We start from the raw sequence: 15,917 nt of genomic DNA, 5'->3' as shown, positions 1-15,917 counted from the left end.
CCTCCTCAACGAGTGTCGGCGGGGCCGTCGGAGCCGGCCGCGTACTCCTCCAGCGGCACGAGGTCCTTCGCCCAGGCGTCGAGCACCGGGGTGACGACCCGCCAGGACTCCTCGGCCTCGTCCGCGCGGATCGACAGCGCCGGGTTGCGGTTGAGCACGTCGAGCAGCAGCCGCCCGTACGGCGGCAGCTCAGCCGGCTCCGGCGTGGCGGCGAGGGTGAGCGGGGCGAGCACGTCGCCGCGGGTGGTGGTGCCGGTCAGGTGCAGCGACACGGATTCCGGCTCGAGCCCGAAGCGCAGCACGTTCGGCGTGGCCGTGACGTCGCCGCTGAAGGGCAGGTGCGGCACGGGGCGGAAGTGGACCGCGACCTCCTGGCGGTTGCGCCGCAGCGCCTTGCCGGTCCGCAGCCGGAAGACCGTCCCGGGCCAGCGCCAGTTGTCGAGCTCGAGGAGGATCTCCGCGAACGTCTCGGTGTGGTGCTGCGGGTCGACGCCCGGCTCGTCGACGTAGGCGGGAATCCCCGCGCCCGCGCCGTAGCGGGCCCGGCGCGATCGGGCGGCGGCGTCGTGCAGCGTGAGCGGGCGCACCGAGCGCAGGACGTCCACCTTGCGGTCGCGCAGGTCGCGGTCGCCGAGGCTGATCGGCGGCTCCATGGCGACCAGGCACAGCAGTTGCAGCAGGTGGTTCTGCAGCATGTCCCTGAGCGCGCCGACGCCGTCGTAGTACCCGGCGCGGCCCTCCAGCGCCAGGGACTCGTCCCAGACGATGTCGACCCGGTCGATGTGGGCGCTGCTCCAGATCGGTTCCAGGACCCGGTTGGCGAGCCGGATGCCCAGGACGTTGAGGACCGTGGCCATCGCCAGGAAGTGGTCGACCCGGAAGATGCTGCGCTCGGGGTACAGCCCGGACAGCAGCCGGTTGAGCTCCACCGCGTCGTGCAGGCTCTCGCCGAACGGCTTCTCCAGCACGATCGTGCTGCCGGGCGCGGTGCCGGCCGCGTGCAGCGCCGACGCGGTGGCCGGGAAGATGGCCGGCGGCAGCGCGAGGTACGCCGCGATCGGCTCGCCGGGCGGGACGACGGCGCTCAGGGCCTCGGGGTCGGTGACGTCGGCGCGGCGGTACCGCGTGGCCGCCACCACCTCGCGACGGCGCTCGGCCGGGATGTCCGGGGCGTGCCGGTCGAGCCGCTCGGCCGCCCAGTTGCGGTAGGTGTCCTCGCTCCAGTCCTCCCGCCCGACGGCGGTGAGCGAGAAGTCCTTGCCGATGTGCCCGGCGGTGCCCAGCGCGCCGAGCGCGGGCAGCAGGTAGCGCGCGGTCAGGTCGCCGGTCGCCCCCAGGATCGCCAGTTGCCGGATCATGCCATCGCTCCTTCCTTCGCGCGGGCCAGGGTGACGCCGCTGGCGATCACCCCGATGTGGCTGAACGCCTGCGGGAAGTTTCCGACGAGCTCCCCACCCGCCGGGTCGACCTGCTCGGACAGCAGCCCCAGCGGGCTGGCCCGTTCGCACAGCGAGGTGTACAGCGCCTCGGCCTCCTCCAGGCGCCCCTGCCCGGTCAGGTTCTCGACCAGCCAGAAGCTGCACAGCAGGAAGGCCCCCTCGTCGCCGGGGATGCCGTCCGGGGACTCGTCGTGCCGGTAGCGGTACAGCAGGCCGTCCCCGGCGCCGAGCCGCTCGGTGACGGCCCTGGTGGTCGCCACCATCCTCGGATGGTCGGCCGCGACGACCCGTCGCAGCGGCAGCGCCAGCAGGCTCGCGTCCACCCCGCCCCGGCCGTCGAGGTCCTCGCAGATCGTCTGCGCCTGCTCGTTCCACGCGTCCTCGAGGATGGCCCGGCGGATCTCCCCGGCCGTCGCCCGCCAGCGCGGCGCCGCATCCGGCACGCCGAGGCGGTCCGCCATGCTCGCCGCCCGGTCGAGCGCCACCTGGCACAGGGCGGCCGAGTACGTGAACGCCCGGCCCTCGCTGCGCACCTCCCAGATGCCCTGGTCCGGCTGCCGCCACGTCCGCCCGGCGGCGTCGGCCAGGCCCGCCAGGCCCGCCCAGAGCGTCGGCTCCACCTCGCCGCCGGCCCGCGACCACTGGTCCGCGCAGTCGAGCACCTCGCCGTAGATGTCGTGCTGGCGCTGGTCGGCCGCGCCGTTGCCCCAGCGGACGGGTGCGGAGTCGCGGTACCCGCGCAGCTGCGTGTCCACCTGCTCGTCCGGCACCGGCCCGCCCGCGAGGGTGTACATGATGCGGGACCGGCGGCCCTGCTCGAAGGCGTCGAGGATCCAGCCGAGGAACGCGTCGGCCTCGTTGCCGAACCCGATGCGCCGCATCGCGAAGACGGCGAAGGCCGCGTCGCGGACCCACGCGTAGCGGTAGTCCCAGTTGCGCACCCCGCCGACGGGCGCCGGCAGCGAGGACGTCGGCGCGGCGACGACCGAGCCGTTGACCCAGTCGTCGCAGAGCTTGAGCGTGATCGCCGACCGGCGGACCATCGCCTCCTGCGGGCCGTCGTACCCGAATCCGCCCATCCACCGCCGCCAGGCCGCGGCCGTCTGCCGGAGGCTCGCCTCGGCGTCGACCCGGTGGTGGCGGTGGATGCGGCCCCAGGACAGCACCAGCTCCACCCGGTCGCCCCGGTGCAGCTCGTACCGGTTGTGCAGGCCCTGCAGCGGCCGGTTGGCGCGCAGGTGCAGCCGCACGCCGGGCCGGCGCGCCGCCTCGATCTCGAGGCCGCCGAAGGCCGGGCGGGCGTACCCGCCGCCGCGCGGCTCGACGTCGACGCGGAGCCGTACGTGGCCGTCGAGCACCTCGGCCAGCCGCACGAGCTCGCCGCGGCCGGCGGGCGCGTCGTCAGTGAGGTCCGCCCCGGAGCGCAGCGCCAGCGCGTCGGTGAGCCGCACCCGCCCCGTGGCGGTGCGCAGCTCGGTCTCGAGCACGCCGGTGTCGGGCTGGTAGCGCTGCCGTGCCTCGACGACATCCTCGGGCGTCACGTCGAACTGCCCGCCGTCCGTGTGGTCGAGCAGCCCGCAGAACAGCGGATCGGCGTCGAAGCCCGGCACGCAGAGCCAGCCGATGCCGCCGTCCAGGCCGACGAGCGCGGCCGTCGCCCCGTCGCCGATCAGCCCGAGGTCCTCCAGCGGCAGGAAGCCGCCGCGCCGGCGCAGCGGGCGCAGCGGCGGGTCGAGATCAAGCATGCCGTGACCTCCGCGTGGGTACGACGTCCTTGCTCCGGCCCGTGGTCTACCCGTCCGGTGCCGGCCGTAACGCCGCGCCACCCGGCGGGCAGCAACCCCACTCAGCCGGCGAGGTGGCCCGGGCGGAACTCGAGCTCGCTCAGCGTGCCCGGATCAGTGCTTGGGTGGAACGCCGACAATCACTGCGTGTGATCAGTTCAACAACGGTCGGCGCGTGGAACGTCACGCCTGCCCCGCCGAGTCTCCACCGACACCTATGCGGTCTGCGTCGCCACCGTGCGCGGGAGCGCGCTGGCGTGTGACTGCGGGTGCCCATGCTCGTGGGACTGATGCCCAGCCCGGAGACGTGGTGCGCCAAATCGATGGCTCCTTCCGGGAGGTTCACGTCGGTGCTACGCGCTGGGCTGGTGGTCCGGACGTGTCGGCCTCGAACTCCTTGAGCACCTGGCTGCGGAAGGCGTCCAGGTAACACCAGCCTGGCGGCACCCGATCGCGACGCCCTCGCACATGCCATCCCTCACCGGCGATCCAAGTCATTTGACGGAATCGGCGCGCCAGGGGCGGGGCCTAGCATGGCCCCCAGCATTCCAAGGAGGACGAAGTCTCCGCTCGCGGCCAGGGAAAGTCCCACGCCGCGGCGGATTAGTTGATCCGGGTTCCTTCGGGGCCGAGATTTGCGGGGCCGACGCCCGATTCCTCCGTCGGTCGGCCGTGCGGGTCCAGTGCGACGACCGCGATGACCTGAAGGTACACGGCTGAAGGTCCGCTGTGACGTCGGGTACGCCGGTGCCGAGCAGGATGACGTCGGCACCGCGGATGACGGAGATCCCCGCCGCGAACAGGTCCAGGCACCCTGCGTCGCCTTGCCCCGCTCGATCGCAAGGCGGCGTTCCGGTTCGACGCAAGAAAGGAGCGACGTGCTCGACGGCGGAAATACGTTCGCGGAGGCGTTGCGCGCCGCCCGCCATGCGGCCGGCCTGACGCTGGAGGACCTGGCCGAGGCCGCTGGAGTCAGCGTACGGGCGCTGAGCGACATGGAACGCGGACGGGCGCTCAGCCCGCAGCGGCGCACTGTCGCGCTCATCGCCGACGCGCTGAAACTTGAGGACGCGCAACGCGACCATTTCGTCACCCTGGCCAGGAGCGGACGTACGCGCGCCGCCTCGCTGACGGCCGCCAACGGCCTGTGCGAGTTGCCCGGTTCGATCGGCGACTTCACCGGCCGGGCCGCCGAGCTCACCTGGATCTTCCGCGCCGTCGGCACTCTCGACCACGCCGGCTCGCGCGCCGCGGTCATCTCCGGCGGCGCCGGCCTTGGCAAGACCACCCTCGTTGTACGCGCGGTGCAGGGCCTGCGTGACCGGTTCCCTGACGGGGTCCATTTCGTGGACGCGCTGGGCATGAGCGGGCGTCCGGTCACCAGCGACGAGATGCTCGCGCGCGTGCTGCGCGCGCTGGGCGTGCGCGACCAGCAGCTGCCGCAGGATCCGTCCGAGCGCTCCGCCCGTTATCGCCAGTTGCTGCGGGAGCGGACCGTTCTGGTAATTGTGGACGATGCCGCGTCGGAGTCGCAGGTTCGGCCGCTGATTCCCGGCGAAGGGCGCAGCCATCTGCTCGTCACAAGCCGCCGGCTGCTGGCCGGGCTGGAGGGCGTACGCCGGCTGCATCTGGATCCGATGCCGCCGGTCGACGCGTACGACCTGATCGGCCGCATCGTCGCCGAGCGTGCCGAGTCGCCGGATGCCCGGGAATTACAAGGTCTGGCCGACCTGCTGGGCGGGCTGCCGCTGGCGTTGCGTATCGCGGGCAATCGCCTCGTCTCGCGACCACAATGGAGCGTCGCCGATCTGGTGGCCCGTCTGTCGGACACCGCCCGTCGGCTCGATCAGCTCAGCGCCGGCGATCTGAAGGTCGCAGCCACGTTCGAGATGTCCTACGAGCAACTGCCTGCGCGAACCCGCCACCTGTTCCGGGCGGCATCGATGGTTCCGGGAGCGGACTTCGGTGCGGCACTGGCGGGGGTGCTCGGCGACATCCCGGTGACGTCCGCCGAGGACGAGCTCGACGATCTGGTCGACCTGAGCCTGCTGGAGACCGCACAAGGCGGCCGCTACCGCTTCCACGACCTGGTGCGGCTGTATGCCTCCCAGCGGTTGGAGCAGGAGGACCCCGCCGAGGCCGTGGCCGAGGCCCGCAACCGCATGGTCGGCTGGCTGGTGCAGACCCTGACAGCCGCCGGTCAGTGGTTCGAGCCCGGCGGCGTCGTCACCGCCTTCGACTCCCGGGAGGACGCCGAGGCATGGATCCGTGTGGAGTCCGAACACTGGTTCTCCGCGCTGTGCACCGCCGCCCTTTCCGGCAAGCACTGCGAGGTCGTACACGCCGTCAGCGCCATGCACTGGTTCTCCGACCGCTGGATCGACTGGTCGACGTGGCGTGACGTGTTCCTGCTCGGCTACGAGTCGGCGGTAGAGCTCGGTGAGGGCGGTCGGCAAGCAGAATTCCTCAACTATGTGGCCTGGACGTATTCACTGCCGGGACGCGACCCTGCCAGGACCTTGGAGTACGCCCAGCGGGCGCTGTCCGTTGCGCGCACGGTCGGCGACCGGATGCAGGAGGCGTGGGCGCTGCAGTACGCCGCCATCGCCCATTCGCACCTGGACGATCTGGCGGCCGCGATGGTCGCCGCGGGCACGGCGGCGGAGATGTTCGAGCAGGCCGGCGATATCGATGCCGTATGCCAGACGTGGACCGTGCGCGGCCACATCGCTCGGCGGCTCGGCGATCCGGTCGAGGCGCTGGCCAACTACCGACGGGCACAGCAACTGGTCGAGGATCCAGCGTCCGGCATGACTCCGGCGATCGCCGAGCTGACCCTGCCGAACGTAGTTGGCTGCATCGGCGACATGCTGGGCCTGATCGGCCGCGCCGACGAAGCCATACCGCTGCTACAGCGCGCCGCAGACCTGTACGCCCGCATGCAGTTCCATCTCGGACACGCCAACGTGCTGCTCAAGCTGGCCGAGCTGTACGACGACAGCCATGCCGCCGAGGCGAAGGACTGCCTACGGCGGGCAGCGGAGATCTACGAGTCGCTCGACCAACCGGCGAATCTGGCCCTCTGCCGGGAGAGGCTTGCCGCAATGCAATAGCGCGGGAGCTCAGGTCGCCGGTGCCCCGGCTCACGGTGGTGAGCCGGGGCACCGGCGACCTGCGATGTCAGGACGTCGCCGTGGCGGCGTCCTGGATCAGGTCCGCGACGATCCTCGGTTGACTGATCATGACGACGTGGGACGCGGTCGGCACTTCGACGACCTTGCGGGCGTTCGCGCGGCGGTACATGAAACGTTCGCACGCTGGTGGGATGGCCTTGTCCTGGCCGGCGACCAGCCCCCACGACGGGATCGTCCGCCACGCGGCGGCCTGGGTCGGGTAGATGAAAGAGTCCGCATCGAACGGCCGCTGCGTGGCCTGCAGGAGTCGGAACGTCGCCGTGGGAATGTCGGCGGCGAAGGCCGCCTGGCCGTCCTTGCTCAGGTACAGGTCGGTTCCGGTCGTGCCGTCGGGCTTCGTGTAGGGGACCGGGACGCTCACGGGCAGAACCTCGCTGCCGGGGAACTTGTTGATGAGATCCCCCTGCGTCTCGCCCACATCGGGCACGAACGCTGCGATGTAGACCAGAGCCTTGACGTTGCTCTTCCCGGCAGCAGCGTTGGTGATAACGGTTCCGCCCATGGAGTGTGCGACCAGCACGACCGGCCCGCTGATGGAGTCCAGCAGACTCCCGATGTACGGGGCGTCGGTCGGGATACCCCTCAGGGGGTTCGACCCCGCGATCGTGATGTAACCCTTGCGCTGCAGCTCCGCGATGACCCCGTTCCAGCACGACGAGTCGGCGTAGCCGCCGTGCACCAACACGATGGTCGGCTTGATCTTCGCCCCCGGCCTGCCCGCCTCGGCCGTCGCGGCGGTCGCCGCCTCCGCCCCAAGTGGAGTGGCCATCAGCGCTGCCGACCCGGCCAAAGCCGCGCCAGTCGCCAACACCTGACGGCGTGAGACATTCGGTAACATGATGATCTCCTGATTCACTGAACTGACTTGGTTGGCGGCGCCCATGCACCGCATGACGAGGCCGTCCCACCGGCAGCCCGAAGGCGGACCAACCCTGGTTCCCATCGGGCTGGGAGCCTGTCTCGACACCTCTTTGCTGACCTCGGCCGTAACCCGGGGGTCAGCGAAGCGACTCGACCGCGGCGCGGACGAGACCGGGATGCTGTCGGGTGGTCAGCGGCCGCGCGCGGCCTGGCGGATGAGGTCGGCGACCGCGCCGGGCTGGGAGACGTAGATGGCATGGCTGCCGATCGCCTCGGCCGTGACCGCGCCGGCGCGGGTGGCCATGGCCCGCTGCGCCGGCGGCGGGATCATGTGGTCGGCGGTGGCGACCAGGTACCAACTGGGCTTGTGGCGCCAGGCCGGCTCGGTGACCGTGCCGGCGAGCGCGCCGACGCCCCACGGCACCTGCGCGTCGGCCAGGAACGCGGCCTCGTCATCGGGCAGGTCGGCGGCGAACGAGGCGTGGAACTTGTCCCGGTCGAGGAACAGGAACCCGTCGCGGGGCGGCAGGATCGGCGGAACCGGCGCGCCGGGCGGCGGGTCGGCGATCAGCGTATTGACGGACTCGCCCTTGTCCGGGGCGAACGCCGCGATGTAGACGAGCGCCGCCACGGCGTCGTGGGTGCCGGCCTCGCTGATGACCGCCCCGCCGTAGGAGTGGCCGACCAGCACGGCCGGTCCGTCGAGCCCGTCGAGGATGAAGCGCGTCGCGGCGACGTCGCCTTCCAGCGACAGCGTCGGGTTCTGCACAGTCTTAACGGTGAACCCGTCGGCGGTCAGCAGCCGGTGTACGCCCAGCCAGCCCGATCCGTCGACGAACCCACCGTGCACCAGCACGACGTTGCGAATCATGGAGTGCTCCTCGGATTCGGCGGCGGGTGAGACGCCCGCCGCTCGCACTCCATGCAAGTCCCGCCGACCGCGCCGGCCCAGGCAGGACAGGATGCGGAACTAGTTCCTGCCGTCCTTGGAGATGGCGTCGGCCCTGCCCCGGCAGTACGCGGCACGATCATGCTGGCCGACCGTCTCGTACCGGTCTCCGCTCGCGACAGGCTCTCGCGCGCCTCGGCCGCGTGGTCGTCGTCCGGCGCGGGGCGCGGCGTGAGCGTCCTCAGCCGGCCAGGTGGCCCCAGCGCGACTCGAGCTCGCGCCACGTGCCCTGGGCCGCGGCGCGGCCGGCCTGCAGGACGACGACGCGGTCGGCCTGGGTCAGCGCGGCGCGCTTCGAGGTCGAGCCGATGACCGTGACGCCGTGCTCGCGCAGGGCCCGCCACAGGGCGAGCTCCGTGGTCACGTCCAGCGCGGAGGACACGTCGTCGGCGATCAGCAGCTCCGTGCGCGGGGCCAGGGCGCGGGCCAGGGCCAGGCGCTGCAGCTGGCCGCCGGACAGCCGGGTGCCCTTGTGGCCGATCAGCAGGCCGAGGCCCGCGCCCGCGGCGGTCAGGTCGTGCTCCAGCTGGGCCGTGGAGACGGCGGTGTCGGCGTCGACCTCGTGGCCCAGGCTGATGTTGTCCGCGACCGTCCCTGAGAGTACGCGCGGGAGCTGGGCGACGTACCCGATCTGGTTGGGGCGCAGGAACATCTCCGGCTCGGTCACCGGCTCGCCGTTCCACCGCAGCTTGCCCGTGTGGTGCACGATCCCGGCCAGGGCGCGCAGCAGCGAGGACTTGCCGGAGCCGACCGGGCCGACGACCAGGACCAGCTGGCCGCGCTCGACGGAGAGGTCGAGGTCCTGCACGGCGACGGTGCCGTCCTCGTGTACGGCGGTGAAGCCGCTCAGGTCGAGCCGGCGCAGCGGGTGGCGGGGCGCGGTCGGCGGGGCGGGGGCGGTGCCGGCCGAGAGGTCGACGCCGGGGACGGCGGCGGCGTACTCGTCCACGCCGGCCATCTCGACCGTCCGGCGGGTCCACACGCGGGCCGACGGCAGCTGCGAGATGAGCGACGCCGTCGTCCACGCGAACCAGCGCGCCGAGCCCAGGGTGGACACGGCGACGAGGGTCGCGCCGGCGGTGAGGCGGCCGGACAGCAGCAGCGCCCAGGCGCCGATCGGGAGCAGGCCGCTGGCCAGGGCCGGGGTGGAGCGGGCCCAGACCTGCACGGCGATCTCCCGGCGCAGGAACTCGCTGCGCACGCGGTCGAGGCGGGCCAGGTGGCCCAGGACCGGCGCGGTGGCGCCGGCGAGCTTCACCGTGCGGGCGGCGGACAGCGACGACACGAGCGACGTGGCGAACGCGGCACGGGCCGCCACCGTCTTCTGCGCCGAGCGCTTCAGCGACGGGCCGAACAGCGTCGCGGCGAGGCCGGAGAGCACGATCGTGGCCGCCATGAACGACGCGGGCACGAACGAGCCGGCGACCACCGTCATCGAGGCCAGGACCCACAGGCAGATCCACTGGTCGATGAGGTTGTCGGCGAGGACGACGACGCGCTCGGTGTCGCCGCCCTGCGCGACGACCTCGGCCGGCGTGTGCTTGCTGACCCGGCGGGCGCCGGTCTGGCCGTGCACGAGCCGCAGGCCGATGCGCAGCAGCTGCCGGACCCACCACTCGGGGAAGAGCTTGCCGGTGTAGTACGGCAGGGCGACCGGCACCAGCAGCGCCGCGGCGATGCCCAGCGCCGGCCACAGCGCCTCGCCGGCGCCGTCGACGAGGTCGGCCCACAGCCAGGGCAGCACCGAGCCGTCGAGCCCGACGAGCGTCATGAGCGCGAACAGCACGACGGAGACGAGCCCGAAGCGCCAGTCGTTGGTCGCCAGCTTGAAGATGTTCCACATCGTGCGGGCCCGGGGCCGGCGGGGCAGCGGCGGCGGGTCGGCCTTCGCGGCGGCGCTCGTCACGATCGCCTTGACCGGCGGCGGGGCCGGCGACTCGGCGGCGGCGGACGCGGCCAGCAGCTCGGCGAAGCGCGCCGACTCCGCGAGGGGGCCGGCCTCCACGACGGCGCCGTCGGCGAGGACGACGACCTCGTCGCATTGCTGTACCGAGGAAAGCCGATGCGCGACGATGATGCCGATCCGCCCGGCCAGCAGGCGCGCGGTCGCCCGCTGCACCTGTGCCTCGGTCACGGGATCCAGCCGCGCGGTCGCCTCGTCGAGGATGACGACCTGCGGGTCGCGCACGACGATGCGGGCGAACGCGACGAGCTGCTCCTGGCCGGCCGACAGCACGTGGCCGCCGTCGCCGAGGCGCGTGTCGAGGCCGTCGGGCAGCTCGGCGACCCACCCGGACAGGCCGAGCTCCTCGACGGCGCGGGCGGCGGCGTCGAGCAGGGCGGGGTCGAACAGCGCAATGTTCTCGGCGAGGGTGCCGGCGAGGATCTCGGTACGTTGCGGCACGACGGCGATCCACCGGCGCAGCGCCTCCACGTCGATGTCGAGCAGGTCGACGTCGCCGAGGTACACGGTGCCGCGGGGCAGCTCGACGGCGCGGGTGAGCACCTTGGCGAGCGTGGACTTGCCGGAGCCGGTGCGGCCGATGAGGGCATAGGAACGGCCCCGGGCGAACGTGAGGCGCACGTCGCGCAGGGCCGGCCGGCGGGCCGTCTCGGAGTATCGGAAGGTGAGGTCGCGCACCTCCAGGTCCCCGTCGACGGGCGCTCGCCCGCCGATCGGCTCCTGTTTGCTGTCGCGCAGCAGCTGCACGCGGGCCCAGGCGCCGAGCGCGTACTGCAGCTCGGGCACCATCCGGCTGGTGTGCTCGACCGTCGCGCCGAAGCCGAGGGCGAGCAGCCAGACGGCGCTGAGCCGGGCGACGTCGATGCTGTGCGTGGCGAGGCCCCACACGCCGCCGAGCACCACGACGGCGATGCCGAACCGCACGAAGCCCGACGCGACCGAGGTCACGGCGGCGGAGCGGACCCACACCTTGCGGCCGCGGGCGAGCACGACGGCGGCGCGGCGGGCGTAGAGGCGCAGCACGTAGGGCCGGGCGAGCGTGGTGCGCACGTCGTCCTGGCCGTGGATGCTCTCCTCCATGACGGCGGCGAGGTCGGACCAGGCCTCCTCCTCGCCCATGCGCGCGGCGGCGATCTTCGCGGTCGGGCGGCGCAGCGCGGCGCTGAGCACGACGGTGATGACGATCATCGCGACGCCGGCCGGCCACCACACGAACAGCGCAGTGGCCACGGACAGCACGGTGTAGCAGACGGCCTGGGCGATGCGGACGCCGGCGTTACGCAGCTCGCCGGCGACCTGGTAGACGTCGCCGTCGATGCGGTCGAGCAGCTCGCCGACCGGCGTGGTCTCCAGCGTCGGCAGGTCCTGGCCGAACGCGACCCGGCACAGCCGGCGGCGCACGTCGGCGGCCCAGTCGGCGGTGAGCCGGGCCATGATGAGCCCGACGGCGAGGTCGGTCAGCACGGCCGCGGCCAGCGCGGCGGCGAGCACCGCGAACATGGCCCACGACCGGTGGATGAGCACGGAGCCGCCGACCGCGGACGCGGCGGCCTGCCCCGCCGCGCCGAGCACGACGAGGAAGGCCACGAGCGCGGTCCGGCGCGGCGACGTGGCCCAGAGGTCACGGATCAGGCGCATTGGTGGGGTCCCCCGGGTGAGTTGCGGCGGTCTCCTAGCCTGCGCCGCGGCCGGGGATCGGACAACGCATTTACGCCGCTACAGGGTGACGGCCACCACTCTCCCGCTGCCCGGGGCCACGCCGGCCCCGGTCCATTCGGCGGTGAGCATGAACAGCGTCCCGTCGCCGACCGCGCACGAGAAGCAGCCATGCCCGGCCTCGACGACCCGGTCGACCTGACCGTCCGGCGAGACGCGGACGCACCTGCGGCCCGGCACCTCGGCGTACCAGATGAATCCCTGATCGAGGCAGATGCCGTCGGGCGCGGCGTCCGGCACGACCGCCAGCTCCCGCCGGTCGGTCAGGTCGCCGCCGGGCGCGATGCGGAACGCGGTGAGCCGGCCGGCGTAGGACTCGGCGACGACGAGCTCGCCGCCGGGCGTGACGAGCATCCCGTTGGGGAACATGAGGTCGCCGGCCACGCGGCGCACGTCGCCGCCGGGCGTGACGAGCGCCACCACGCCGGGCCGGAACTCGCCGCCGGGGAAGTCGAAGCCGATGCTGTTGACGTAGGCGTTGCCGGCCGCGTCGACGGCGATCTCGTTCCACGCCGCGTCGGCGACCGCGCGCAGGTCGGCGACGGTGGTGAGGGTGCCGTCGGTCTCCTGGCGCAGCAGGCGCCGCCGGCCGCCGTCGAGGACGAGCAGCCGCCCGTCGGGCAGCCAGTCGAAGCACATCGGGAACGCGTCGAGGCGCAGCATCACCTCGGCGCCGCCCGCCGGGTCGACGGCGAGGATCTCCCCGCCGCCCCAGTTCGCCAGCCACAGCCGCCCGTCGTGCCAGCGGGCGGACTCGGGCAGCTGCAATCCGTCAAGCAGTGTCATGCGGGTACGTCGCCGCCGGCCCCGCCGTTCTCGACATCCGCCGCCGGAAAATATTCGAGAATGTTCTCGATCGTGGCCTTGCGGCCCTCATCGGCCGCGGCCTCGGCCTCCTCGGCGCTCAGGGCGGCCCGGGCCCGCTCGGCGACGCCGGCGGTCCACGGCCGGGTCAGGTCCGATCCGCCGCGGACGGTGTCGGCGGCCGCGAGCAGCACCAGCGCGCGGCGGGCGTCGCCGGCCAGCAGCGCGGCCTCGGCGCCGTCGTCGATCGCGGCGCCGATCATCGCGCCGTCGAACGCCGACCGCCCGTGCCGGATCGCCGTGCGCAGCCCGGACGCGGCGCCGGCGTGGTCGCCGCCGTGGGCGAGCACGAGCGCGCGGCCGCTGTGCACCAGGCCCAGCATCTGCGGCGAGACGCGGTTGCCGCCGACGAGCTCGAACGCCCGGGCGAAGCGGACGCGGGCCTGGTCGAGGTCGCCGGCGCGCAGGGCCCGGTCGGCGGCGGCGTACTCCACGAAGGCGATGCTGTCGGGCACCCCGGAGCGCAGCGCGGTGCGGCGGGCCTCGGCGAAGATCTCCTCGGCGCGCTCGTCCTCGCCGACGAGGAGGTACTCCTGGCCGAGGCGCACCTCCGTCACCGGCCGGTCCTCGGTGGCGCCGAGCGCGCGCAGGTAGGTCAGGGCCTCCTCGAAGTACGCGATCGCCTCGGCGTGCCGGCCCTCGCGCCCGGCGACCTCGGCCATCGCGGCCAGCGCGAACGACATGCCCCAGCGCTCGCCGATGCTGCGGAAGCGGGCCAGCGACGAGGCGAAGGCGGCCTGCGCCTCGCCGAAGCGCCCGCCGACGTTCATGAGGGTGTGCCCGACGAGGAGCCGGCCCAGCCCGGCGATCCACGGGTCGGGGTCGTCGGAGAGCGTGCCGATCCGCTCGAGGACGGCGCTGGTCGGGCCCTCCCGGTAGAGGTACGCGACGACCTGGAAGAGCCGGAACATGGGGTGGTTGCCGGAGTACCCCATGGCCTCGTGGAACCACCGGTCCAGCATCTCGGTGTCGCCGAGCCCGTCGAAGCCGTTGACGGCGGCGACGCCGCACGCCATCGCGCGGGCGTCCGGGTCGGCCGCGCCGGGCATCGACAGCGCGGCACTGGCCAGGGCGGCGCCCTCGACGCGGTGCCCGCCGAGCCACCAGTACCAGCCGACGCACGAGACGAGCCGCACGGCGAGGTCGGTGTCGCCGGCGGCGATGGCCCGCCGCAGCGCGCCGTGCAGGTTGTCGTGCTCGGCGTTGAGCTCGGCGAGGGACTCCAGCTGCCGCGAGGTGCGCAGCCCCGGCTCGAGGCGCTCGGCGAGCGCCAGGAACCAGGCGCCGTGCCGGCGCCGCAGCTCGTCGGTCTCGCCGTGTTCGTCGAGGCGTTCCAGGCCGTAGGCGCGGATGGTTTCCAGCATGCGGTACCGCAGGTCGTCGCCGGCGATCAGCAGCGACTTCTCGGCGAGCGTGGTGAGCAGCTCCTCCGGGTCGCCGAGGCGCCCGTCGGGGTCGCACACGGCGGCGGCCGACTCGACGGTGGCGCCGCCGGGGAAGGTCGCCAGCCGGCGCAGCATCACCCGCTCGGGCTCGGCGAGCAGGTCCCAGCTCCAGTCGACGACGGCGCGCAGGGTCTGGTGCCGCGGCCGGGCGGTGCGGCTGCCGCGGTTGAGCAGCCGGAAGCGGTCGTCGAGCCGATCGGCGATCTGCGCCGGGGTGAGCGTGCGGCAGCGGGCGGCGGCGAGCTCGATGGCCAGGGGCATGCCGTCCAGCGCGCGGCAGATCCGCACGGCGGCGTCCGCGGTGGCGCTGTCGAGGGAGAGCCCTGGCCGTACCGCTGCGGCCCGGTCTTGAAACAGACGGACCGACGGGAACGTCGCGGCGGCCGCGGGGTCCGCCCCGGCCGGCGGCAGCGACAGCGGCTCCACGCCGTAGAGCACCTCGCCGGTGATGCCGAGCGGCTCGCGGCTGGTCGCCAGGATCCGCAGGTGCGGCGACTCCCCCAGCAGCCGCTCGGCGAGCGCCGCGGCCGCACCGATGACGTGTTCGCAGTTGTCGAGGATGAGCATCAGCCGGCGGTACGCGAGCGCGTCGGCCAGCCGCCCCGGCCCGTCGGAGCCGTCGGTGTCGCCCCCGCCGCCGCGCAGCCCCTGCGCCGGCCGCCCGGCGGGATCGCGCAGCCCCAGCGCCGCCCACACGGCCTGGATGATGTCGCCGGCGTCGGTGACCGGGGCCAGCTCGACCAGCCACACCCCGTCGGGAATCGCCTCGCGCAGCGTGCGCCCGGTCTCCACGGACAGTCGCGTCTTGCCGGCCCCGCCCGGCCCGACGAGCGTCACGAGGCGCCCGTCGGCGACGAGCCGCCGGACCGCGCCGACGTCGGCGTCCCGCCCGACGAAGCTGGTCAGGGCGGCCCGCAGGTTGCCCGGCGCCGGATCCCGCTCGGTCTCGCCGCGCAGGATCGCCAGGTGTACCTCGACCAGCTGCGGCGACGGGTCGGCGCCGAGCTCGTCGGCGAGGCGCCCGCGGAAGCGCTCGAACGCGGTGAGCGCCTCGGCACCGCGCCCGGCGTCGGCGAGCGCCCGCATCAGCAGCCCGACCAGCCGCTCCCGCAGCGGATGCGCCGACACCAGGGCCTCGAGCTCGGCGACGACCCGCTCCCCGATCCCCAGCTCGGCCTCGATGCGGTCCTCGATGGCGGCGAAGCGCAGCTCGTCCAGGCGGGCCCGCCACGGCCGGGCGAACGCGGCGTCGTCGGCGTCGGCGAGCGCCGGCCCGCGCCAGAGCGCCTCGGCCTCCCGCAACGCCGCGACCGCGAGGGCGGGCTCGGCCTCCGCCCGGGCCCGGCGGACCAGCTCCTCGAACCGCACGTGGTCGACGGCGCCCGGCTCGACGTCCAGCACGTATCCGGTCGGCCGGGCCTGCAGCACCCCGTCGGGCAGCGCCCGGCGCAGCCGGGAGACCAGCGACTGCAGCGCGTTACCGGCCCCGGACGGCGGGTGCTCGCCCCAGACGCCGTCGACCAGCCGCGCCGCGCTGACCACCCGCCCCGGCTCCAGCGCCAGCAGCGTCACCAGGACGCGCAGCCGCGCCCCGCCGACCTCGACGGGCGCGCCGTCGCCGTCGCGGACCTCGAGCGGTCCCAGCAGGCCGATCCACACGCCGCCGATTGCTGCACCCCCCTCGTGTCCGGTGCTCTAGGCT

The 15,917-nt window shown here is 73.7% G+C and carries 8 protein-coding genes; 1 reads left to right on the top strand and 7 read right to left on the bottom strand.

Features of this window, described 5'->3' with window-relative positions:
- Nucleotides 1-5 precede the first annotated feature (5 nt).
- Together ACQEVU_RS14395 and ACQEVU_RS14390 are read right to left on the bottom strand one after the other, a co-directional pair.
- Complete coding sequence (locus ACQEVU_RS14395; protein WP_433323561.1) at nt 6-1,358, bottom strand: glucose-6-phosphate dehydrogenase; 1,353 nt, start codon at nt 1,356-1,358, stop codon at nt 6-8.
- The gene (locus ACQEVU_RS14390; RefSeq protein ID WP_433323559.1) at nt 1,355-3,184 is read right to left on the bottom strand and encodes a glycoside hydrolase family 15 protein; all 1,830 of its coding nucleotides are present in this window, start codon (nt 3,182-3,184) and stop codon (nt 1,355-1,357) included. Before ACQEVU_RS14390 ends, ACQEVU_RS14395 begins: the two co-directional genes overlap by 4 nt.
- Nucleotides 3,185-4,101: 917 nt before the next feature.
- Between ACQEVU_RS14390 and ACQEVU_RS14385 the strand changes: the two genes are divergently transcribed.
- Nucleotides 4,102-6,336 carry a helix-turn-helix domain-containing protein gene (locus tag ACQEVU_RS14385; protein ID WP_433323557.1) on the top strand — a complete coding sequence of 745 codons (2,235 nt, stop codon included), beginning with the start codon at nt 4,102-4,104 and terminating at the stop codon, nt 6,334-6,336.
- A gap of 67 nt (nt 6,337-6,403) precedes the next feature.
- Here ACQEVU_RS14385 and ACQEVU_RS14380 read toward each other — a convergent pair whose 3' ends face one another.
- The 5 genes from ACQEVU_RS14380 to ACQEVU_RS14360 all read right to left on the bottom strand — a co-directional run bounded on the left by ACQEVU_RS14380 (nt 6,404) and on the right by ACQEVU_RS14360 (nt 15,874).
- Nucleotides 6,404-7,300 carry an alpha/beta hydrolase gene (locus ACQEVU_RS14380; protein ID WP_433323555.1) on the bottom strand — a complete coding sequence of 299 codons (897 nt, stop codon included), beginning with the start codon at nt 7,298-7,300 and terminating at the stop codon, nt 6,404-6,406.
- A gap of 168 nt (nt 7,301-7,468) precedes the next feature.
- Complete coding sequence (locus ACQEVU_RS14375; RefSeq protein WP_433323553.1) at nt 7,469-8,149, bottom strand: alpha/beta fold hydrolase; 681 nt, start codon at nt 8,147-8,149, stop codon at nt 7,469-7,471.
- Between the two features lie 259 nt (nt 8,150-8,408).
- Nucleotides 8,409-11,828 carry an ATP-binding cassette domain-containing protein gene (locus ACQEVU_RS14370; RefSeq protein WP_433323551.1) on the bottom strand — a complete coding sequence of 1,140 codons (3,420 nt, stop codon included), beginning with the start codon at nt 11,826-11,828 and terminating at the stop codon, nt 8,409-8,411.
- 78 nt (nt 11,829-11,906) lie between these two features.
- Nucleotides 11,907-12,692 (bottom strand): SMP-30/gluconolactonase/LRE family protein, encoded by a 786-nt coding sequence (locus ACQEVU_RS14365; protein WP_433323549.1) that lies wholly within the window; start codon nt 12,690-12,692, stop codon nt 11,907-11,909.
- A complete protein-coding gene (locus ACQEVU_RS14360; RefSeq protein ID WP_433323547.1) occupies nt 12,689-15,874 on the bottom strand; it encodes a BTAD domain-containing putative transcriptional regulator in 3,186 nt (1,061 codons plus the stop codon). Before ACQEVU_RS14360 ends, ACQEVU_RS14365 begins: the two co-directional genes overlap by 4 nt.
- Nucleotides 15,875-15,917: the final 43 nt, after the last annotated feature.

It is taken from the genome of Dactylosporangium sp. CA-139066 (assembly GCF_050936175.1).
In the GTDB taxonomy this organism is placed as follows: Bacteria; Actinomycetota; Actinomycetes; order Mycobacteriales; family Micromonosporaceae; genus Dactylosporangium.
This window is presented reverse-complemented; position numbering and strand designations above follow the sequence as displayed.

Excerpts from the sequence above, each read along its gene's own strand:
- ACQEVU_RS14395 (WP_433323561.1), bottom strand. The coding sequence starts at position 1,358 with ATGATCCGGCAACTGGCGATCCTGGGGGCGACCGGCGACCTGACCGCG.
- ACQEVU_RS14390 (WP_433323559.1), bottom strand. The coding sequence starts at position 3,184 with ATGCTTGATCTCGACCCGCCGCTGCGCCCGCTGCGCCGGCGCGGCGGC.
- ACQEVU_RS14380 (WP_433323555.1), bottom strand. The coding sequence starts at position 7,300 with ATGGGCGCCGCCAACCAAGTCAGTTCAGTGAATCAGGAGATCATCATG.
- ACQEVU_RS14375 (WP_433323553.1), bottom strand. The coding sequence starts at position 8,149 with ATGATTCGCAACGTCGTGCTGGTGCACGGTGGGTTCGTCGACGGATCG.
- ACQEVU_RS14370 (WP_433323551.1), bottom strand. The coding sequence starts at position 11,828 with ATGCGCCTGATCCGTGACCTCTGGGCCACGTCGCCGCGCCGGACCGCG.
- ACQEVU_RS14365 (WP_433323549.1), bottom strand. The coding sequence starts at position 12,692 with ATGACACTGCTTGACGGATTGCAGCTGCCCGAGTCCGCCCGCTGGCAC.